Origin of the sequence: Rhizobium sp. Root708, assembly GCF_001429725.1 — a bacterium.
Taxonomy (GTDB): Bacteria; Pseudomonadota; Alphaproteobacteria; order Rhizobiales; family Rhizobiaceae; genus Rhizobium.
In genome coordinates this window covers 41,749-60,130 of sequence record NZ_LMHV01000034.1, presented here as the reverse complement: position 1 = coordinate 60,130, position 18,382 = coordinate 41,749, and the positions used below count along the sequence as shown (strand labels likewise).

The 18,382-nt window shown below is 59.6% G+C and carries 22 protein-coding genes; 12 read left to right on the top strand and 10 right to left on the bottom strand.

The window, feature by feature from the left end; genetic code table 11:
- Positions 1-151 precede the first annotated feature (151 nt).
- From ASE04_RS17300 to ASE04_RS17285, 4 genes are all read right to left on the bottom strand, one after another.
- Positions 152-757 (bottom strand): transglutaminase-like cysteine peptidase, encoded by a 606-nt coding sequence (locus ASE04_RS17300; RefSeq protein WP_056819433.1) that lies wholly within the window; start codon positions 755-757, stop codon positions 152-154.
- Between the two features lie 374 nt (positions 758-1,131).
- A complete protein-coding gene (gene pip, locus ASE04_RS17295; RefSeq protein WP_056819431.1) occupies positions 1,132-2,100 on the bottom strand; it encodes a prolyl aminopeptidase in 969 nt (322 codons plus the stop codon).
- Positions 2,101-2,156: 56 nt separating this feature from the next.
- Positions 2,157-2,768, bottom strand: a complete 612-nt coding sequence (locus ASE04_RS17290; RefSeq protein ID WP_056819429.1) for a PilZ domain-containing protein — start codon at positions 2,766-2,768, stop codon at positions 2,157-2,159.
- Between the two features lie 100 nt (positions 2,769-2,868).
- On the bottom strand, positions 2,869-3,501 hold the full coding sequence (locus ASE04_RS17285) for a PAS domain-containing protein (protein WP_056819428.1): 633 nt from the start codon (positions 3,499-3,501) through the stop codon (positions 2,869-2,871).
- Positions 3,502-3,804: 303 nt separating this feature from the next.
- Here ASE04_RS17285 and ASE04_RS17280 point away from each other — a divergent pair, with 303 nt between their 5' ends.
- Both ASE04_RS17280 and ASE04_RS17275 read left to right on the top strand, forming a co-directional pair.
- Entirely contained in the window at positions 3,805-4,566 is a 762-nt protein-coding gene (locus ASE04_RS17280) for a rhomboid family intramembrane serine protease (RefSeq protein WP_056820412.1), read from the top strand.
- Between the two features lie 100 nt (positions 4,567-4,666).
- Positions 4,667-5,101, top strand: coding sequence for a CBS domain-containing protein (locus tag ASE04_RS17275; RefSeq protein ID WP_056819427.1), 435 nt, complete (start codon positions 4,667-4,669; stop codon positions 5,099-5,101).
- 15 nt (positions 5,102-5,116) lie between these two features.
- Here ASE04_RS17275 and ASE04_RS17270 read toward each other — a convergent pair whose 3' ends face one another.
- The 3 genes from ASE04_RS17270 to folE all read right to left on the bottom strand — a co-directional run bounded on the left by ASE04_RS17270 (position 5,117) and on the right by folE (position 7,293).
- The gene (locus ASE04_RS17270) at positions 5,117-6,082 is read right to left on the bottom strand and encodes a patatin-like phospholipase family protein (protein ID WP_056819426.1); all 966 of its coding nucleotides are present in this window, start codon (positions 6,080-6,082) and stop codon (positions 5,117-5,119) included.
- Positions 6,083-6,195: 113 nt separating this feature from the next.
- Positions 6,196-6,651, bottom strand: a complete 456-nt coding sequence (gene hisI, locus ASE04_RS17265; RefSeq protein ID WP_056819424.1) for a phosphoribosyl-AMP cyclohydrolase — start codon at positions 6,649-6,651, stop codon at positions 6,196-6,198.
- A gap of 27 nt (positions 6,652-6,678) precedes the next feature.
- Positions 6,679-7,293 carry a GTP cyclohydrolase I FolE gene (gene folE / locus ASE04_RS17260; protein WP_056819422.1) on the bottom strand — a complete coding sequence of 205 codons (615 nt, stop codon included), beginning with the start codon at positions 7,291-7,293 and terminating at the stop codon, positions 6,679-6,681.
- A gap of 302 nt (positions 7,294-7,595) precedes the next feature.
- Between folE and ASE04_RS17255 the strand changes: the two genes are divergently transcribed.
- From ASE04_RS17255 to thrS, 4 genes are all read left to right on the top strand, one after another.
- Positions 7,596-8,042, top strand: coding sequence for an iron-sulfur cluster assembly scaffold protein (locus ASE04_RS17255; RefSeq protein WP_056819421.1), 447 nt, complete (start codon positions 7,596-7,598; stop codon positions 8,040-8,042).
- Positions 8,043-8,056: 14 nt separating this feature from the next.
- Positions 8,057-8,449 (top strand): membrane protein insertion efficiency factor YidD, encoded by a 393-nt coding sequence (gene yidD, locus ASE04_RS30195; RefSeq protein WP_082597391.1) that lies wholly within the window; start codon positions 8,057-8,059, stop codon positions 8,447-8,449.
- A gap of 83 nt (positions 8,450-8,532) precedes the next feature.
- Positions 8,533-9,060 (top strand): DUF1697 domain-containing protein, encoded by a 528-nt coding sequence (locus ASE04_RS17250; RefSeq protein WP_056819418.1) that lies wholly within the window; start codon positions 8,533-8,535, stop codon positions 9,058-9,060.
- 124 nt (positions 9,061-9,184) lie between these two features.
- Positions 9,185-11,194 (top strand): threonine--tRNA ligase, encoded by a 2,010-nt coding sequence (thrS, locus tag ASE04_RS17245; RefSeq protein WP_056819417.1) that lies wholly within the window; start codon positions 9,185-9,187, stop codon positions 11,192-11,194.
- Positions 11,195-11,282: 88 nt separating this feature from the next.
- Here the strand turns inward: thrS and ASE04_RS17240 are convergent, their stop codons facing one another.
- Entirely contained in the window at positions 11,283-12,374 is a 1,092-nt protein-coding gene (locus tag ASE04_RS17240) for a hypothetical protein (RefSeq protein ID WP_056820409.1), read from the bottom strand.
- Positions 12,375-12,485: 111 nt separating this feature from the next.
- Between ASE04_RS17240 and ASE04_RS17235 the strand changes: the two genes are divergently transcribed.
- The 3 genes from ASE04_RS17235 (at position 12,486) to ASE04_RS17225 (ending at position 14,912) form a co-directional block, all read left to right on the top strand.
- Positions 12,486-13,070, top strand: a complete 585-nt coding sequence (locus ASE04_RS17235; RefSeq protein ID WP_056819415.1) for a nitroreductase family protein — start codon at positions 12,486-12,488, stop codon at positions 13,068-13,070.
- Entirely contained in the window at positions 13,070-13,672 is a 603-nt protein-coding gene (locus ASE04_RS17230) for a flavin reductase family protein (RefSeq protein WP_056819413.1), read from the top strand. The genes ASE04_RS17235 and ASE04_RS17230 overlap by 1 nt, the downstream gene beginning before the upstream one ends.
- A 100-nt stretch (positions 13,673-13,772) precedes the next feature.
- Positions 13,773-14,912, top strand: coding sequence for a DUF2336 domain-containing protein (locus ASE04_RS17225; protein WP_056820406.1), 1,140 nt, complete (start codon positions 13,773-13,775; stop codon positions 14,910-14,912).
- On the opposite strand, the gene ASE04_RS17220 is transcribed toward ASE04_RS17225, so the two are convergent.
- Positions 14,909-15,319, bottom strand: coding sequence for a hypothetical protein (locus tag ASE04_RS17220; RefSeq protein ID WP_056819410.1), 411 nt, complete (start codon positions 15,317-15,319; stop codon positions 14,909-14,911). The genes ASE04_RS17225 and ASE04_RS17220 overlap by 4 nt on opposite strands.
- Positions 15,320-15,449: 130 nt before the next feature.
- Between ASE04_RS17220 and ASE04_RS17215 the strand changes: the two genes are divergently transcribed.
- Positions 15,450-15,908: a GNAT family N-acetyltransferase gene (locus tag ASE04_RS17215; protein WP_056819408.1), complete on the top strand. Its 459-nt coding sequence runs from the start codon at positions 15,450-15,452 to the stop codon at positions 15,906-15,908.
- Here the strand turns inward: ASE04_RS17215 and ASE04_RS17210 are convergent, their stop codons facing one another.
- Entirely contained in the window at positions 15,909-17,102 is a 1,194-nt protein-coding gene (locus ASE04_RS17210; protein ID WP_056819406.1) for an AI-2E family transporter, read from the bottom strand. It lies immediately after the preceding gene.
- A 200-nt stretch (positions 17,103-17,302) separates the two neighbouring features.
- On the opposite strand from ASE04_RS17210, the gene ASE04_RS17205 reads away from it, so the two are divergent.
- Together ASE04_RS17205 and ASE04_RS17200 are read left to right on the top strand one after the other, a co-directional pair.
- Positions 17,303-17,926 carry a GntR family transcriptional regulator gene (locus tag ASE04_RS17205; protein ID WP_056819404.1) on the top strand — a complete coding sequence of 208 codons (624 nt, stop codon included), beginning with the start codon at positions 17,303-17,305 and terminating at the stop codon, positions 17,924-17,926.
- Positions 17,923-18,378, top strand: a complete 456-nt coding sequence (locus ASE04_RS17200) for an OsmC family protein (protein WP_056819402.1) — start codon at positions 17,923-17,925, stop codon at positions 18,376-18,378. Before ASE04_RS17205 ends, ASE04_RS17200 begins: the two co-directional genes overlap by 4 nt.
- Positions 18,379-18,382 lie beyond the last annotated feature (4 nt).

Genomic DNA, 18,382 nt, shown 5'->3' with positions numbered 1-18,382 from the left:
TCCGTTTGGTGTGGTTAAATAACAGTAAAGCCACCATAAAAGATGAGCCGCTCCTGGGACAGCAGGAGCGGCTCTCAGGCGCCGGTCGGGACGGGGATGCGGGGACAGACCGGTCGCTTGGACGTGGTCGCCGGAATGGTCCGGCGAAGAATTACTTGACGCTGCCGACGGCGACCGCGCGGCCGTCCTGGAGCTTGACCCAGCGCGCCGGATCGTCAGCGGATTGGCGCTTCAGGAAGGTGTACTCGGTATCGGCCCAGAGCATGACCTTGTTACGCATGTTGTCGAGAACGAAGTCGCCGCGATCGGTCCGGATGGTCAGGACGGCATGACCGTCGCCATTCGGTTGTAGCACGACCGTCATGAGGAGGTCCGACGGCGAGAAGCCGGCGTCGATCAGCTTCTTGCGCTTGAGCAGCGCGTAGTCTTCACAATCACCTGCGGTGCGTGGATAGGCCCAGCGTTCCTCCACGCCGTATACTTCCATGTCGGTCATTGGCGTGATTGAGGAGTTTACGTCGTAGTTGATCTTTAGAATGGCTTTCCAGCGCTCCTCGGTGAGGAGAAGCGGTCCCTGGTCGCCGGCAGGATTGTTGCAATCGGCGGGAATTTCCTTGCAGAACTGATAGGCGCCGATCGGCGGGCTCGCATTGCCCACAACCGTCATGCTCAGATAGGCGCTCTGTCCAACGCCCGTCATGCCCATCAACATCATTCCGGCGGCCACACCGCCCTTGATGAAAGTTGTTATTGTCATTTGTCGTCTCCCCGTTCGTGAGGAGACATTCGCACAGACGTTTTTATCCGCCGCAAAATTGCGAAGTAAAAATAAAGGCTTAGTTGATTCAAACGTGAGGCGAATTAGACTAAAACACGCGCTTAATTCGAATAAAATTCGAACGGCTTTTGCGATAAATTTGATTCAAATTTTAGCGTCCGGGGAAAGCGGCCAAGATCGAAAATGCATCATTTCGGCGCGAAGTATTAACGTGGCGGACTGCGAGCGGCCTTCTGGTAGCAATGGATTAACCTTCTCCATCCTGGCTGGACAGCGCAGTGATGGCCCGTTTGGACAGGCGTTTGGCGCCCAAACTCGAGATTCAGCAGAATAATCGGCCATCGCGCCAAAAATTATTTTTTGATTTTTTCACGAAAACGATTGGCGGATTCAACGATCGCTGTCGCCATGTCGTGGTGATCAGTCGAATGTGCGGCATTCTCGATCACGATCAGCTCGCTGTCCTTCCAGGCGCGCGAGAGCTCCCAGGCGGTGACAAGCGGCGCTTCTAGGTCAAGGCGCCCCTGAACCAGCGTGCCGGGAATGCCATCGAGTCTCCACGCGCTGCTGAGAAGCTGACCGTCTTCGAGCCAGGCATTGTGGCTGAAGTAGTGAGCGATGATACGCGCCCGCGTCAGGAGATAGAGCGGGTCCTTCCAGCGCCGAGGCAATCCTTGCGGATTGGCGTGCAGGATCGAAGCCGATTCCCATTCGTGCCAGTCCCGCGCGGCCTGCAGTCGCGTCGCGATATCAGGGGCATTGAGCAGCTGGCGATAGGCGTCGACCACGTCGATGGTCCGCAGATCCTCTGGAAGCGCCTGGACGAGCCGGTGCCATTCAGCCGGAAAAAGATGTGCCAGGCCGCGCGTCAGCCAGTCGATTTCGGAGCGGCGGGTCGTCGTCACCCCGCCGAGGATCACGCCCGTCACGGCGGCCGGATGGGTCTGCGCATACGCCAACGCCAGTGTGGATCCCCACGAGGTTCCGAAGAGCAACCAGCCTTGTATTCCAAGGTGGACGCGCAAGCGCTCCATGTCATCGACCAGATGCCAGGTCGTATTGGCCGCGAGATCGGTCGTCATTGCCGCTGCGTTCGGCAAGCTGCGGCCGCAGTTTCGCTGATCGAAGAGAATGATGCGATAGAAGGAAGGATCGAAGTATCGCGTAGCCGAAGGTGTCGAGCCGGACCCCGGCCCCCCATGGAGATAGACCGCCGGCACACCATCAGGATTGCCGTAAGTCTCCCAATAGATCTGCTGTCCGTCGCCCACGGGGAGGAGGCCGCTGTCGTAGGGCGTCGCCTCAGGATAAAGAAATGTCATCGGTCACCTTTCGGCGGCCTTGATGGCGTCGCTTCATGACAGTGGGATGACGTGGCTTAGAGAAACTCGCGGAGCGTTTCGCGCGACTGCACAGAAAGGAATTCGATGGCGACGCCTTCCACGAAGTGGCGCACGACGCGGCCGCGCATGTTGCCAAGCCGAACGGGCGTCCCGATCGCCGGCCGCACTTCGACATCGACAGCAGCGCCGGACAAGGAAAGGTCCATGATGCGGCCCAGATACTTGGTGCCGTCCTCGAGCGTGATTTCGGTCTTCGTCTCTCTCGGCGTCAATCGGTCGTGGCGGCGATCTTCCGGAAGGCCCAGTTCGTGCTTGTTCGCGAGCCAGGTCAACTGAGCGGCAAGCTTCTCGCGCTTACGCTCCGTAGCGTTGATCGACATCGTAAAGCCGCGTCCGTCGATGGTCTGGACATAGCCTTCGACGCGGCCGAGGTGATCGATATAGGCAATCACACGTTCACCGGCGCGCGGACGTCCCTGGCAGGTGACGTACATATCGCCCGGTGACATGTCGATCACGAGGCACTCATATTCTTCGTAATTGGCCAGCATCAAGCGTCCCTGCATATTGATAGGGACGCGCTGAAAAGCACCTTGTTCAGGGCGAGGCGCAGGCCGTTGCGTCTGAGCTTGCTGGAACGCGTGCATTAAAGGGCTTCTTTGCAAATAACTTATACGCGATCTTTATCCGCAATCCATTAACAGAAGGTTGTTCCAACCCGACGGATGCACGTTCGGTGCGGCACAATCAGTAGTGCCGAAATGGCACATCTCCGTCCGACGGACGGTGCAGGAGTCCAGACATCAAACGCTGCAGCGTTGCCGAGATCGACGCGGGGCGCGTGGCCGGAGCCGGGGCAGGCGGTTGCAGGGTATCGAGTTGGCGGGCCAGCGGTTCGTGAAGCAGTCGGCTGCGGTCAAGGGCCAGGAACTGCAGCGGCACCACCTCGAGCCAGCTCGCGGCGGTTGCAGGTGCGATTGCGCCCAGTAGCTTGTCGTTGCCGCCGTCTGCCGAACGCAGCGGGAGGAGAATGATCTCGAACGTCGCACGGTGTCCTGCGGTGCTGTAGCCCGTGGCGTTCAGCAGGGCCGGTATGCCATGGTCCATAATTCCGGCGGCCGTGCTCTCGATGTCTTCCTGGCCATGTGCCCAGAGCTCGGCGAGGCCACCACCTCCAAGGTCCCGACCGAAAAGGTCGCAGATCTTCGTTCCGGCCAGCCTGAAGACGATCCGCCCGGCCTCCGTCTTCTCCAGCATGAAGAGATTTGCGAGGATGTGGCGGACTTCCCGAGGCTCTATCTGAGACCGCAAGGGCGCCAGTTCCGTGCCGCGAATGCGGTTCCAATACTCAAAAATGTCGATGGTTGCCCTGAGACGCATGGATTGGCCGATCTGTTTCATTCCGGTTCAAAACACGGCCCTCATGGCCGTCGATAAGAGGTCCGATGCGTTTTTCATGCCAGATCGCGGCGGTTAAGGTTAAGAAGTGGTTACGGTTGAGCGGCGCGGCGCGGCATGCAACTATCCAGTCATCGCTTCCGGTTGCGGAAGTTCAGCACAGATTGCTGGTGCGCAGGTCATCTCGGGGGAGGGGCGCCCAGCGGGCCGTTCGGCTTCATGCCGAACGGCTTTTTTTTTGTCTGTCGCTCCTGTAAGCCTGCCTTTCGAAGCAAGCGAGGGCTGTTGATGGACGATTCGGTCGAACCGCAAGCGACAGCGGAACCCCCGTCGCCACAGCGCACCCCGATTTTCAATCTTCCCGGCCCCGTGCTGGCGAGCATCGCCGTACTTGTGGCGATATACGCGGTTCAGGCCCTGCTGCTTTCCGAAGCGGCCACCGACTGGCTTTTCTTCAATTTCGGCTTCATCCCGTTGCGCTATGCCACCGCATTGGCGGAGCAGGGGCCGCAGCTTTACTGGACGCCGGTGACCTATTCGCTGCTGCATGGCGGTGTCGAGCATATCGTCTTCAACGGACTGTGGCTGATGGCCTTCGGTGCCCCGGTTGCCCGCAGGATAGGCGTCGCGCGCTACGTGGTCTTCTGGGTTCTTTCAGCCATTGCCTCGGCTGCTCTGCATGCGGGCTTGAACTGGGGCGGAGCCACCGTACTTATCGGTGCGTCGGGCGTCGTCTCCGCGCTGATGGGAGCGGCGTGCCGCTTCGCCTTCCCGCCCGAGCGCAGACCGCCGGGCCCCGCGCACCTCAATCCGCGCCTATCAATCCCTCTTGCGCTGCGCAGCCGCACCGTTGCGATGTTTATCCTGTTCTGGTTCGCCGGAAATATCCTTATCGCAGTTGGGATACCCCTGATCGGAACCAGCGATCAGCCGATCGCATGGGATGCGCATATCGGTGGCTTCGCTTTCGGCTTCCTGCTCTTTGCATTTTTCGACCGCGCGCCGTCGGAAGATCAAGATAATTCGGATGTGTTGCAATCCTCTTGAGAGGAGTGCACCATTTGACCTGATCCGCGATGGGAGGAGAGACCGCCGCGGGCACCTGTGATCAGTAGAAGTATTTCGCTTTCGACATAGGAGGTTAAAAATGTCCAATACAGTCAGAGCCATACTCGAGGCCAAGGGCAGGGATGTGGTGACGGCCGGCCCGCAAACGACCGTTTCCGAAGCCGCTGTGATTCTCAGCAAGAAGAAGATCGGCGCGATCGTTATCGTCGGGATGGAAAACAAGATCTCCGGCATATTCACCGAACGAGACGTCGTCCATGCGATCGCCAAACTCGGTGCAGGCTGTCTCGAACAGCCCGTGGCGACACTGATGACGGCGAAGGTCTATCGCTGCAACGAAGGCACGACAGTCAACGAACTGATGGAATTGATGACGAGCCGCAGGTTCCGTCACGTACCGGTTGAGGCAAACGGCAAACTGGCGGGCATTATCTCGATCGGTGACGTCGTGAAGACGCGCATTGCCGAAGTCGAGCGCGAAGCCGAAGAAATCAAGGCTTACATCGCCGGCTGAAGTCGTGCCGGCTCGTCAGATAGAGCCGGCATACATCTCTTGCATTCTCTTGAGTTCCGGAAGGCGAACTTTCGCCTCCTCGTATCCACGCTCGATCGCTTCGCCGGCGCGGTGGAATTCGGAAAGTCCGATGTCGCTCATGCGGGGTTGCAGCGAGATGTCGGGCGGATCTCCGGCGAGACGGGCGCGGGCGATCCGGTCCTGTATGATGTTGAAGGCCTGCACCATCACGCCTGTCATGCCGAGCTTCGCGTATGGTGCGTGCTCCTGCTTCTGCACTTCGAGCGGGGACAGGCCGGCGCTGTGTCGCACGACGGCTGAACGCCCGTACAGATCGTAGTTGAGGTTCACGGCAACGACCAGCGGCTGCTCGTAGGCGCGGCAGACGGAAACCGGAACAGGATTGACCAGGGCGCCATCGACAAGTGTTCGATGATTGCTGCGGATCGGCTCGAAAATTCCGGGCAGGGCGTAGGAGGCGCGCAGCGCCGTGATCAGCGAGCCATTCGCGATCCATACCTCGTGCCCGGTATTGACCTCCGCAGCAACCGCCACGAACGGACGGTCCAGATCTTCTACGCTCAATCCTTCCAGGTGTTCCTGCATTCGCTTCGTCAGCCGCATGCCGCCGAAGAGGCCGCTGCCGCCGATGGTCAGGTCGAGAAGGCTCGCGATGCGCCGCATGGTAAGCGAGCGCGCGAATGATTCGAGTTCGTCGAGTTTTCCGGCAAGGTAGCAGCCGCCGACCAGGGCACCTATCGATGTGCCGGCAATCATGCCGATCTCGATGCCGGCTTCGTCCAGCGCGCGCAGAACCCCGATGTGAGCCCAGCCGCGCGCAGCGCCTCCACCGAGGGCAAGCGCCAGCTTGGATTTCTTCGGAGCAGGCGGGGCAGGAGGCAAAACCTTGGTGTCCGCCGGAGTACCCATGTCGGAACCGCCGCCCTCAGCGCTTTGACGGTTCGAACTCCAGCTCAACATCCTTCGCCTCCCTCATGGCCGGAACACCCGTATCGGATCATTAGTGTCCCGTTTCCCTTTCCAATTGGTATATGGCCGCATTCTCCGTCTCAAAAAGAGACGGCGATGCTGTTTTACGGCTGTTTTCCGTAAATTTCGTTGGGATCGAACTGGCGCTCGTCGTCGACGATATCGAGCATGGGGCGCCCTTCGACAAGATCGACCGTCCTGTAGAAGCAGGAACGTCTGCCGGTGTGACAGGTCGCGTCGTGGCCTGCCACCTCGACCTTGAGCCAGATGGCGTCCTGATCGCAGTCCGTTCGGATCTCTTTCACCATCTGGATGTTGCCGGAGGTTTCGCCCTTGATCCACAATTTGCCGCGCGAGCGGCTGAAATAGTGCGCTTTGCGGGTCTGGATCGTCAACGCGAGCGCTTGAGCGTTCATATGAGCCACCATGAGAAGCTCGCCGTCATGAGCGTCGGTCACGATCGCCGTGATCAGGCCGCGGTCGTCAAACCGCGGCGTGAAATCGCCAGCATCCTCGAGTTCAGATTTGTCGTCGGACGGTGCATTGAAGGCGAAGGGCATATTGCGGCTCTCTCAAGCGAAGGCGGGTTAGCGGCCTCGCACCATGGACATGAAACGCGCCTGATCGGCAGGCTCGGTCTTGAAGCTTCCGGTAAATGTGGTCGTCAGCGTGGTCGATCCCTGCTTCTGAACACCGCGCATGGCCATGCACATGTGTTCGGCTTCGATCATGATTGCCACGCCACGCGGCCGCAACGTTTCGTCGATCGCCTTGGCGATCTGAGCCGTCATTGTCTCCTGCGTCTGCAGGCGACGTCCATAGATTTCCACGACGCGCGCGATCTTCGAGAGCCCGAGCACGCGTCCTTCCGGCATGTAGGCCACATGGGCCTTGCCGATGATCGGCACCATGTGATGCTCGCAGTGGGAGAAGAACGGAATGTCCTTCACCAGGACCATGTCGTCATAGCCCGCCACTTCCTCGAATGTGCGGCCAAGCACATCCTCGGCATCCATTTCGTAGCCGGCAAAAAGCTCGCGATAGGCCTTTGCCACACGCGCCGGCGTATCGAGCAGACCTTCGCGGGCAGGATCATCGCCAGCCCAGCGAAGCAAAGTCCGGACAGCGTCTTCGGCTTCTTTCTGTGTAGGGCGACTGGATTCAGGCGTGGTCTGCGGAAAATTCTTGACTATGGCGTCCATATGCAACTGTCTCCTGGTCCGCGTTGGCGGACCGTCTTCGGACTAGCCACTGGCAATCCCACAAGGGAATTCATGCACCTTTGGCAGGCTCCGGGGCTTTCGGGGCGTAATTCCGCCCTTCCGGCACGGTTTCCCAATCAAACTTACCCGAGGCCATTGCATTTTTATGGCCTTCGAACGACATACATATAGGAAAACGGCACCCCTATGTAAGTCTTTCAGCGCGACACAGTGTGTTTTTTGTTTGTGCTACAATGACAGTAGGAATGGCGCTCGGCACATGTTTTGGAGCAAAATCCAAGATGGAAGACATCTACAACAGCAAGATTCTCGAATTCGCGGGCAATATCCCTTTGATCGGGACTCTCTCGGACGCCGACGCAAGCGCGCACGCGCATTCAAAACTCTGCGGCTCGAAGGTAACAATCTGGCTCAAGATGGATGGCGAAACCGTCGTTGCTTTTGCCCATGACGTCAAGGCTTGCGCGCTCGGTCAGGCATCGTCTTCCGTCATGGCGCAGCATGTGGTCGGCGCGACGGCGCAGGAAATTCGCCGGGCACGCGAAGATATGCTCGCAATGCTGAAAGCCGACGGTGACGGGCCGGAAGGGCGTTTTGAGGACATGCGGTTCCTTCGCCCGGTAAAGGACTATAAAGCACGCCACGCTTCAACGATGTTGACATTCGACGCCGTGGTCGATGCCATCGGTCAGGTGGAAGCCAAGCGAATACAGACGGTCACCGCGTAGGTCCAGGCAACGCTATGTGTCAGTTTTGTTCAGCCGGTGACGATCATGACGAGGACGAGGGCGGCGCGGCTGCCGCTCGTCCAAAGCGGCGATCACGCAATTTCAGCGGTCATTTTTCCCGCACGCCCGACCGCCTGTTGGGGATGGGTCTGATCCTTGTCTATCAAACCACGCTGTCGGGATTCATCGGGAACAGTTGCCGGCACATTCCGACCTGCTCTGAGTATGGCTACGAGTCGATCGCCCGGCACGGCCTGTGGGCTGGCGGCTGGATGACGCTTTTTCGGGTAGCGCGCTGCGGACCCGGTGGAACGAGCGGCCTGGATCCTGTACCCGAACGGCTCGAGGAACGATATCATTGGTGGGCGCCCTGGAGGTACTGGACCGTGGGGAGGAAGGCAGTCTAGGCGATGTGGCTGTGTGTGGATCGGGCAATTTTCGCGGGCGCCATCATGACCCTGCCGGATTGCCCATCGGAGTTCCGGGCAGCATGACCGTCTACGTCGGTCTGCTACATAGCATCGTATTGTCACCGGGCCGGCGCGTGGTGATGTCGGATCTGCGCGATATGGCCGTATCGATCGGCTTTCGCAGCCCTCGAACGCTGGTCTCCACCGGCAATATTGTCTTCGAGGCAGACGATGCACCGATTGGTGACATGGAGCAGCGCCTTGAGGCCGCCTTCAGGTCACGGTTCGGGAAACACGTGGACATCATCGTCCGGAAGGGCGCGAACTGGCTGGCGCTCGCTCGATCAAACCCGTTTCCGGACGGCGAGGGGAGCCAGGTGATCGTCCGCGTCATGCGCGAACCGCTGCAAAGCGCTGTCCTTGCCGATCTCAGAAAATATGCCGACGAAAAGCAGCGTCTGGCGCTGACGGCTGGTAATCTCTGGATCGATTTCGCCGGCAAACCAAGTGAGTGGAAGCTCTTGTCGGCGCTGACCACCAAACGCATGGGCGTCGGCACGTTGCGGAACTGGAACACGGTTCGTGGCCTCGCCGAAATGCTCGTCTAGGCGGGCTTTTCCTTTACTAGGGCACAATTTTTTACTATCAGGCGGCTGCGTATTCGTGCGGACGAAGCGCTTCATTTGAAACCACCCGCATTCGTTGGCGGGACTGGACAAGGAGAATATCGATATGTCCCAATCCGTTTCCCTGACTTTCCCAGATGGTAGTGTGCGCAGCTACGATGCTGGGGCCACCGGCAAGGATGTTGCCGAATCCATCTCGAAATCCCTTGCCAAGAAGGCTGTCGCGATCGCGATCGACGGCACGGTTCGCGATCTGTCGGACCCGATTGCCGACGGCAAGATCGAGATTCTGACGCGCTCGGATCCCCGCGCGCTCGAGCTCATTCGCCACGACGCCGCACACGTCATGGCCGAAGCCGTTCAGGAACTGTGGCCCGGCACCCAGGTGACGATCGGCCCGGTGATTGAAAACGGCTTCTATTACGACTTTGCCAAGAACGAGCCCTTCACGCCCGACGATCTGCCGAAGATCGAGAAGAAGATGAAGGAAATCATCGCGCGCAACGCACCCTTCACGAAGCAGATCTGGTCTCGCGACAAGGCAAAGGAAGTCTTTGCCGCCAAAGGCGAGAGTTACAAGGTCGAGCTCGTTGACGCGATTCCTGAGGGCCAGGACCTGAAGATCTATTATCAGGGCGACTGGTTCGACCTTTGCCGCGGCCCGCATATGGCCTCGACCGGCCAGATCGGCACTGCCTTCAAACTGATGAAGGTTGCAGGCGCCTATTGGCGCGGCGATTCCAACAACCCTATGCTGACCCGTATCTACGGAACGGCCTGGGCGGAACAGTCCGAGCTCGACAATTACCTGCACGTTCTCGCTGAGGCGGAGAAGCGCGACCACCGTAAGCTTGGCCGCGAGATGGACCTGTTCCATTTCCAGGAAGAAGGTCCAGGCGTGGTGTTCTGGCACGGCAAGGGCTGGCGCATCTTCCAGAGCCTGGTTTCCTACATGCGCCGTCGCCTTGAAATGGACTACCAGGAAGTGAATGCGCCTCAGGTTCTGGATACGGCTCTCTGGGAAACCTCGGGCCACTGGGGTTGGTATCAGGAGAACATGTTCGCGGTGAAGTCGGCGCATGCGCTGACGCATCCGGAGGACAAGGAAGCCGACAACCGCGTCTTCGCGCTCAAGCCGATGAACTGCCCGGGTCACATTCAGATTTTCAAGCACGGCCTGAAATCTTACCGCGAACTGCCTATCAGACTGGCGGAATTCGGGAATGTACATCGCTATGAACCGTCGGGCGCTCTGCATGGTCTGATGCGTGTGCGCGGGTTCACCCAGGATGACGCGCACATCTTCTGCACGGACGAGCAGATGGCTGCCGAGTGCCTGAAGATCAACGATCTCATCCTGTCGGTCTACGAAGACTTCGGCTTCAAGGAGATCGTCGTCAAGCTGTCGACCCGTCCTGAAAAGCGCGTCGGTTCCGATGCCCTGTGGGATCGCGCCGAATCCGTCATGATGGATGTCTTGAAAACGATCGAGGCGCAGTCGGGTGGCCGCATCAAGACCGGCATCCTGCCGGGCGAGGGCGCATTCTACGGCCCGAAGTTCGAGTACACCCTGAAGGACGCCATCGGTCGCGAATGGCAGTGCGGAACGACGCAGGTCGATTTCAATCTGCCGGAGAGATTTGGCGCTTTCTACATCGACAGCAACTCGGAAAAGACCCAACCGGTGATGATCCACCGCGCGATCTGCGGTTCGATGGAACGCTTCCTCGGCATTCTCATCGAAAACTTTGCAGGTCATCTGCCGCTGTGGATATCGCCGCTGCAGGTGGTCGTTGCAACGATCACCTCCGAGGCGGACGGCTACGGTCTGGAAGTCGCGGAAGCACTTCGCGATGCAGGCCTCGTGGTCGAGACCGATTTCCGCAACGAGAAGATCAACTACAAGGTCCGTGAACATTCCGTCACGAAGGTTCCCGTCATCATCGTTTGCGGCAAGAAGGAAGCCGAGGAGCGCACGGTCAACATCCGTCGTCTCGGTAGCCAGGAGCAGACGTCGCTATCTCTGGACGACGCGATTGCTGCCCTTTCCCTCGAGGCAACACCGCCGGACGTGAAGCGCAAGGCGGAGGCCAAGAAGGCCAAAGCTCTAGCCTGAGCCTTCGATGGATGAATGAAATGAAACACCCGGTCTCTCGCGAGGCCGGGTGTTTTTTATTGCATATCAATTGGGAAGGGCCGGGTGGTCAGTCGGAATCTTGCCCGCTCGTTCCGCCATTCTGAAGCTGATCGTAGGACGGAAGCGGCGTGGCCTGATTCTGTGTCGGCTGTTCGGTCTGCTCCGGTGGCAGCTGCTGCACCGTCTCCGCCGCAGCGCCCGGCTGCTCCGGCTGGACATCCTTCATGAGGACTTCCACGTCGGTATTCTTGCCCGCCTCGACCTTGAAATCGCGCTGATAGATCTTGTCCTTGTTGCGTGCGACGGCCGAATACTCGCCCTCCGCAAGCACCATCGTCGGAAACGCGCTTACGCTTTCGCCGACGCTGTCGCCGGCGGCTGTCAGGATCGACCACGCCGTATCCGCGATCGCCTCACCACCGGCGTCGGATACAAGCTTGAAGGTGATCTGCGCCGCCTTGTGCTGGATCGTTGCTTCCGTCAGTTTGCCTGCTTCCACCTGGATATCCGCGCGAACCGACGCGTTGATGTCGCCATACTCGGAAACGACATGGTACGTGCCGGCGTTCAGCCGGACGACGGTATTCGGCGCTACATCGGCCATGACCAGGCCGCGTTCGCCGTCCTCGCGCACATCAGCCGAATAGATCGAGAAGCTCAACTGGTCGGGGCGAATGCGCATGTCGGAGCCGGAGACGGCGTTGAGCACGAGGCCACCGGCTTCGAGCACCATCGTCTGCTTGTCGACTTCGCCTTCTTCGGGAACGGTCAGCTTCCGCGTCACGCCCGCGCGTCCGAAGGAAACGTTGACGAAGTAGTCGCCAGCCGCGAGCTGAAAGTCGGCCGAGCCGCCTTGGGAGCTGGCGATGAGAGGTAGCTTGCCATCTGCACCCGCGTTGGGGCTGAAGACATACCAGGACAATCCATCCTGAACCGCCTCACCCTTCGCGGTCAGCTTCGCTTCCAGCGAGACGGCATGAAGCTTGGAGCCTTCAGGCGCCGTACCTGGCGCGATGAACGCATTCAGCTTCGGCATCTTCGCCGTTGTGTCCAGCTGTTTGAAATCCTTGAATGCCTCCTGCGCCTGGATCGCCAGGGGCGATAGAACCAGCAGGCCGGCAGCAAGGCTCAGACGCGCATAGCGCAAAATGCCGAGCATGTGTTTGGTGAACCGATTGACATCTTGAAGCACAGAGGTCACTTCAAAACCAACCGGATGGCAAATTCAAGACCCATCTCGCTCTGCCGTGAAAATGAGAGTTTTTTCCGTATGAAATCCGACATCAAGCTGATCGACTATCTCGGCGTTCGCCGTTCCATTCCTGCTTTCCAGATGTGCGAGCCGGGACCGGAGAAGGCAGAGATCGAGGAAATCCTGCGTGTTGCATCGCGCGTTCCCGATCATGGCAAGTTGGCCCCCTGGCGCTTCATCGTCTATCGGGGCGAAGAGCGCGCTCGCATCAGCGAGGAGTTGCTGAAGCTCGCAGTGCAGGCCAAGCCTGAACTGTCCGACGAAATGGTGCAGGTGGAGCGTACGCGTCTGACCCGCGCTCCCGTCGTCGTTGCGGTCGTAAGCAAGGCCGGCCCGCACATCAAGATCCCGGAATGGGAGCAGCTGATGTCAGCTGGCGCCGTATGCCTGAACACGATCTTCGCCGCCAACGCTCACGGCTGGGTGGCCAACTGGCTGACCGAGTGGTTCGCCTACGATGAGAGAGCCTATCCGGTGCTCGGCGTGCAGCCAGGCGAGAAGGTCGCGGGCTTCATTCATATCGGCTCGACGACGTTCCCCGCCGTTGAACGTCCGCGCCCCGAAACAGCTGAGACCGTGACCTGGGTCGGCGGAGAGGCTTGATGTTCTATACCACCCGGACGAACGACCACGGGCTGGCGCACGATCCGTTCAAGGCGATCGTGTCGCCGCGTCCGATCGGCTGGATCGGCAGCAGGGGTGAGGATGGGTCGATGAACCTTGCTCCCTATTCGTTCTTCAACGCCGTGTCGGATCGACCGAAGCTTGTGATGTTCTCGTCGAGCGGCCGCAAGCACAGCCAGCGGAATGCTGCCGAGATGGGTGAATTCACTTGCAATTTCGTCAGCCGCCACCTGGTCGAGAAGATGAACATCTCTTCGGCAGCGGTTCCTTACGGCGTCGACGAGTTCGAACTGTCGGGTTTGACGGCGACGAAGGGGCAGATCGTCGATGCGCCCTATGTCGCGGAGGCATTTGCGGTCCTTGAATGCAAGGTGACGGAGATCATCGTGCCGAAGTCACTCAGCGGTGAGGCCTCGGAGAACGTCATGGTTTTCGGTGAGGTGGTCGGCATTCACATCGATCAAGCAATCATCGTCGACGGCCGCCTGGATATGGCCATTGCGCGGCCCATCGCCCGCATGGGCTATATGGATTACAGCGAAGGCAGCGACGTCTTCGAGATGTTCAGGCCGCAGCTGTAACCGTTAAAGGATATGGTGAACCAATCATAAACTTTTTGCCGCTACCTTGATCGTCACGATTGGAGCGTGAGGGAATCGCGCTTGAGAATTGGGGTTCGCGGTGATCGTAGAGGCTTTTCTTCGTTGGGTTGAAACCGCCAAGGCCGGAGATCGCGCCCGAGCGGCCAACGCTCTCGGGCGAGCCTATCTTCAGTCCGCCATGTCGCGGGAAGAGCGGGCCGCCGCAGAGATGGCGATGACCTTCCTGCTTGATGACCCATCGCCGAAAGTCCGCCTTGCCCTTGCAGAGGCCGTTGCATGGTCTGCTGACGCGCCCCGGACCGTGGTGCTGTCACTGGCTGGAGACCAGCCCGAAGTCGCCTGCCATGCGATCACATGTTCGCCACTGCTTTCCGACGGAGACCTTGTTGATCTGGCCGCCCGCGGCAGCATCGCGACCCGCATGATGATCGCCGCGCGCGCAACCGTTTCCCGACCTGTATCGGCCGCGTTGGCTGAAATCGGTGATGAGGAAGACTTGCTGTGCCTGCTGGAAAATGAAGGCGCGGCGATCGCATCCTATTCGCTGAAGCGCATAGCCGAGCGCCAGGGTGACCGACCAGAAGTTCGCAATCTGTTGCTGGAGCGCACGGATCTCCCGGCCGACGCACGGCAATTACTGGCACAGCACGTGAGCGCCGCTCTGGTTTCGTTGCCCTTTGCCCAGGCTGTTGTTGGCGAACAACGCCTGCAATCGGTCGTGCGTGAAGCCGCTGAGGCGGCTGTCGTCTCGATTGCCGGAGACATTCCGTCGAGGGATATTCCCGATCTCGTCGAGCATCTCAGGAGAAGCGGGCGCATGACGCCGTCGTTTCTCATGCATGTTCTCTGCTCCGGCAAGGTCGAGGTATTTGCCTGCGCGATCGTGGATCTGACGGGTTGCGACGAGCGACGCGTCCGTTCCATTCTCGCGACCGGACGGATGCATGCGGTTCGTGCTTTGTATGAGTCCGCCGGCCTGACGCGGGAGATCAGCACGATCTTCGTCGAGGCGACCTTCCTTTGGCGCGAGGCATCGCGCCGGCCGTCAGGAACCATCCTTGCGACCGTATGCGGCCATCTGCTGGATCTTTTCCGCGACCGCCGCACATCGCACGGCGCCGTGCAGGAACTGCTTGATATGGTCGAACGACTGCACCTTGCCGAGCAGCGGCAGACCGCGCGTGGCTACGCGCAGCTGACCTGCCTGGCTGCAGCCTAGTCGCCGATCTTCTTGACGACCCAGGAATAGCTGTCCGACACGAAGTGCACCGGCGCCGTAATGGCGGACTTCATCGAATGACCGGACGGCAGGTGAGATCGGACCTTCCCCGCGATATCGCTGGCAAAGGCTGAGAGGCCCTTCTCCGGCTCCGGCGCAGTATTGCCAGGGGCAGGGACCGCTGGGACTGCCGCCTCCTTCGAAGGAGCGGCTTCCGGCTTCGGAGGTTCGCAGACGGCAATCACGGTCGGGTAGCTGATATTGGTGTAGTGCTTCAGTTGCCGCTCCGACTCTGCGTCGCAAAGCGCGACGCTCTCCCAATGCTTCTCCACCGTTGCAACGTAATTGCATTGCGTGACGGCGTCGTTGCAGCCGAGAATAGTCATTGCGATCAGAACAGCTTGCATGTTCACGCCTTTGCAATAATGAAAACGATGAAGCCTTAGAGGCAGGAATTTCAACCAAAAGATGGCTGGCCGCATTAACGTTTTGTCATGCGGTGCTGCAGGCCTTAGCAGAGCAAGAGCAGGAAGCGCCGTGACAATAACGATCGCCGTCGAACAGCCGCGACAGGAAGGCGTGATCCGTCTTTTGGAGATGTCCGACGCCTACGCGCAGTCGCTATACCCGCCGGAGAGCAACCATCTTGTCGACCTATCGACGCTCGAGAAGCCGACGGTCAACTTTCTGGTTGCCCGCAATGCCGGTGCGATCGTCGGTTGCTGTGCGCTGGTGGAGGCCGGCGACGGCACGGCCGAGATCAAGCGGATGTTCGTCGATCCGCAAGCGCGCGGATTGAAGGTCGCGAGCAGCCTGATGAATGCCCTTGAGGCGATCGCGGCTGACAGACAGTTGGCTGCAATCCAGCTGGAAACAGGCATCTATCAACCGGAAGCGATCGGATTGTACCGCAAGTACGGCTATGTCGAGATCGAGCCGTTCGGCAGCTATCTTCAAGATCCGCTCAGCATCTTCATGGAAAAGCGGTTGGCCTAATCAGCCTTCCGCTGCGCGCGGCGGCGTTGCCGGAGGCTGCTCATCGATAATGATCTGCGGTCCCGCTTGGCTCTGGTCGGAGGTGCGCACCTCATGCATCCATTCGCGCCAGATTGCGACGAGCAGCGCCATCAGAACGGGACCGATGAAGAGACCCAGGAAACCCATGGTCTTAACGCCGCCGACGAGGCCGAAAAACGTGGGCAGGAACGGCAACTTGATCGGACCGCCAACGAGCTTGGGGCGCAGCGTCTTATCGACGATGAACAGCTCCACCGTGCCCCATACGAAAAGCCCGATACCGGCAACATGTGAGCCGCTTGCGAGCAGATAGATCGATACCAGCGTGAACGACAACGGCGCCCCGCCGGGGATCAGAGCCATGACGCCGGTGAGCACGCCGAGAGTCACGGGCGAAGGAACGCCGGCAACCCAGTAGGCGACACCGAGCACGATGCCTTCACCAATGGCGATCAGCGTCATGCCCATGACCGTTGAACTGATCGTCGCCGGCACGACCCTGGAAATGCGCTCCCAACGGTTGGGCAGAATCCGTTCGCCCAGCATGTCGATCTGGCGCGAGAACGCCGAGCCGTCACGATAGACGAAGAAGAGCGCAATCAGCATGAAGAGCAGCGTCAGCAGGAGATGAAACGCTCCGCCGCCGGCGGCCAGAACCGCACGATAGATATTGCCGATATTGGCGCCGCTGACGGCCTGGATGAACTCTCCCATCGTGCCGGGGCTGCCGATGTACTTCGTCCACAACTCATCGAGATAAGGACCTGCCAAGGGCAGGGCGGAGATCCACTGCGGCGTTGGGGCGCCGAACCGGTTGGCATGGATCAGCCAGCCGACCCATTCGCGCACTTCGCCCGTCGTGTAACTGACTGCGATGACGATCGGAATAACGAGAAAGGTGACGATGAGAATGATTGCAATCGTGGCCGCGACCGTGGTGTTGCCGCCGACATTGCCAAGCAGTCGCCGGTAAAGCGGCCAGCTTGCAAAACCGATGACAAGGGCAGCCAGTACGGGGACGAGAAAACCGTAGAAGAAATAGACGCCTGCGGCGACAATCAGGATCAGGAGCCAACGGGCAGCCGAGATCGAAGGTATCAAGGGTGTACGTGCCGGGCTTGAAGGGCCGATCCACCGAGACTCGCGCTGGGCATTTTGATTCTGAAGGCTCACGTCGTCTTTTTCCCCCGATTATTGACTATGGATATGGGCCATGGACGCCCCCGACGCAAGCGGCGGGTGCGATTAATGGCCGGCGCCGCAGCTTCCCCGACGGTTTGCCTAGGCTCTTCTAAGCGCAGTTTCAGCAATGAGTATGACAAAACCCCTGCAGTAGCGTTGCAAAGTTTTATGAATGGCAATAGTTTGGATCCATGGATACAAATGATGTGCTGGCCACGCTGAGGCGTGAAATAGAGAATGGCTTGCTGCCGCCTGGCGCGGTCCTGAAGCAGGAGGCCTTGGCCGAACGTTTCAAGGTCAGCCGGCAACCGGTGCGGCAGGCGCTGGACAGGCTTTTGGAATCGGGCCTGCTCGATCGGCGACCCGATCGGAGCCTCGCCGTTGCGGGATTGGATGCCGACCAGGTGCGCGAACTTGTCGAGGTTCGTTCGCTTCTTGAATGCGCGGCCTTGCGCAGCGCGATTGCAGCGATGACGGAAAGCGATCTCCGCAAGGCTCGCCGCTTGAACGAGGATCTGATCGAAGAGGACGAGCCGGCTATTCTGGAAGAGCTGGATCTGGCCTTTCATCGAACGCTCTACGGTCGCGGCGGAAACGCACGCCTTCTCGGCATGATCGACGATCTCAGGCGCGAATCGCGGCGCGCCTATTCACGCCAGCCCAAGGGCTCAGCGGAGCGTCCGATCCTTTATGCCGACCATAATGCGATCATTGATGCCTGCGCGCGAGGAGACGCTGCCGCGGCAAGCGATGCGTTGGACCGACACCTGCGGCAGACCACGGCACCGCTTGTGATGAAGGAGAGCAAGACATGACATCGTTTTCAGCCAAGATTGCGTGGCAACGCGGTGACGACAGCTTCGTCGACGGGCGCTACAGCCGGGGCCATAGTTGGTCCTTCGATGGCGGGTTGACTATTCCGGCATCGGCATCTCCGCACAATGTGCCTTTGCCTTTCTCCATTGCCGAGAACGTCGACCCGGAAGAGGCGTTCGTCGCGGCGGTGTCAAGCTGCCATATGCTGTTTTATCTTTGGCTGGCGTCGAAGAAGCGCATCGGTGTCGAGAGCTACATCGATGATGCGATCGGGAAAATGGAGACGGTCGAAGGGCGCACGATGGTCAGTCGCATCGAACTGCGGCCACAAGTTCTGTATACGGCCCTAGCGCCGAGCCGCGAGGAAGAAGAGAAGATGCACCATCAGGCGCATGACCTCTGCTTCATCGCAAACTCGATCAAGACGGAGATCGATATCAGGCTCGATTGAGCCT

Bases quoted from the DNA above. Each gene is read 5' to 3' on its own strand.
- thrS (WP_056819417.1), top strand. From the start codon at position 9,185: ATGTCCCAATCCGTTTCCCTGACTTTCCCAGATGGTAGTGTGCGCAGC.
- ASE04_RS17300 (WP_056819433.1), bottom strand. From the start codon at position 757: ATGACAATAACAACTTTCATCAAGGGCGGTGTGGCCGCCGGAATGATG.
- ASE04_RS17205 (WP_056819404.1), top strand. From the start codon at position 17,303: ATGGATACAAATGATGTGCTGGCCACGCTGAGGCGTGAAATAGAGAAT.
- yidD (WP_082597391.1), top strand. From the start codon at position 8,057: ATGTGTCAGTTTTGTTCAGCCGGTGACGATCATGACGAGGACGAGGGC.
- ASE04_RS17200 (WP_056819402.1), top strand. From the start codon at position 17,923: ATGACATCGTTTTCAGCCAAGATTGCGTGGCAACGCGGTGACGACAGC.
- ASE04_RS17255 (WP_056819421.1), top strand. From the start codon at position 7,596: ATGGAAGACATCTACAACAGCAAGATTCTCGAATTCGCGGGCAATATC.
- ASE04_RS17275 (WP_056819427.1), top strand. From the start codon at position 4,667: ATGTCCAATACAGTCAGAGCCATACTCGAGGCCAAGGGCAGGGATGTG.
- ASE04_RS17285 (WP_056819428.1), bottom strand. From the start codon at position 3,501: ATGCGTCTCAGGGCAACCATCGACATTTTTGAGTATTGGAACCGCATT.
- hisI (WP_056819424.1), bottom strand. From the start codon at position 6,651: ATGCCCTTCGCCTTCAATGCACCGTCCGACGACAAATCTGAACTCGAG.
- ASE04_RS17230 (WP_056819413.1), top strand. From the start codon at position 13,070: ATGTTCTATACCACCCGGACGAACGACCACGGGCTGGCGCACGATCCG.
- ASE04_RS17235 (WP_056819415.1), top strand. From the start codon at position 12,486: ATGAAATCCGACATCAAGCTGATCGACTATCTCGGCGTTCGCCGTTCC.
- pip (WP_056819431.1), bottom strand. From the start codon at position 2,100: ATGACATTTCTTTATCCTGAGGCGACGCCCTACGACAGCGGCCTCCTC.
- folE (WP_056819422.1), bottom strand. From the start codon at position 7,293: ATGGACGCCATAGTCAAGAATTTTCCGCAGACCACGCCTGAATCCAGT.
- ASE04_RS17220 (WP_056819410.1), bottom strand. From the start codon at position 15,319: ATGCAAGCTGTTCTGATCGCAATGACTATTCTCGGCTGCAACGACGCC.
- ASE04_RS17250 (WP_056819418.1), top strand. From the start codon at position 8,533: ATGACCGTCTACGTCGGTCTGCTACATAGCATCGTATTGTCACCGGGC.
- ASE04_RS17240 (WP_056820409.1), bottom strand. From the start codon at position 12,374: ATGCTCGGCATTTTGCGCTATGCGCGTCTGAGCCTTGCTGCCGGCCTG.
- ASE04_RS17270 (WP_056819426.1), bottom strand. From the start codon at position 6,082: ATGTTGAGCTGGAGTTCGAACCGTCAAAGCGCTGAGGGCGGCGGTTCC.
- ASE04_RS17290 (WP_056819429.1), bottom strand. From the start codon at position 2,768: ATGCACGCGTTCCAGCAAGCTCAGACGCAACGGCCTGCGCCTCGCCCT.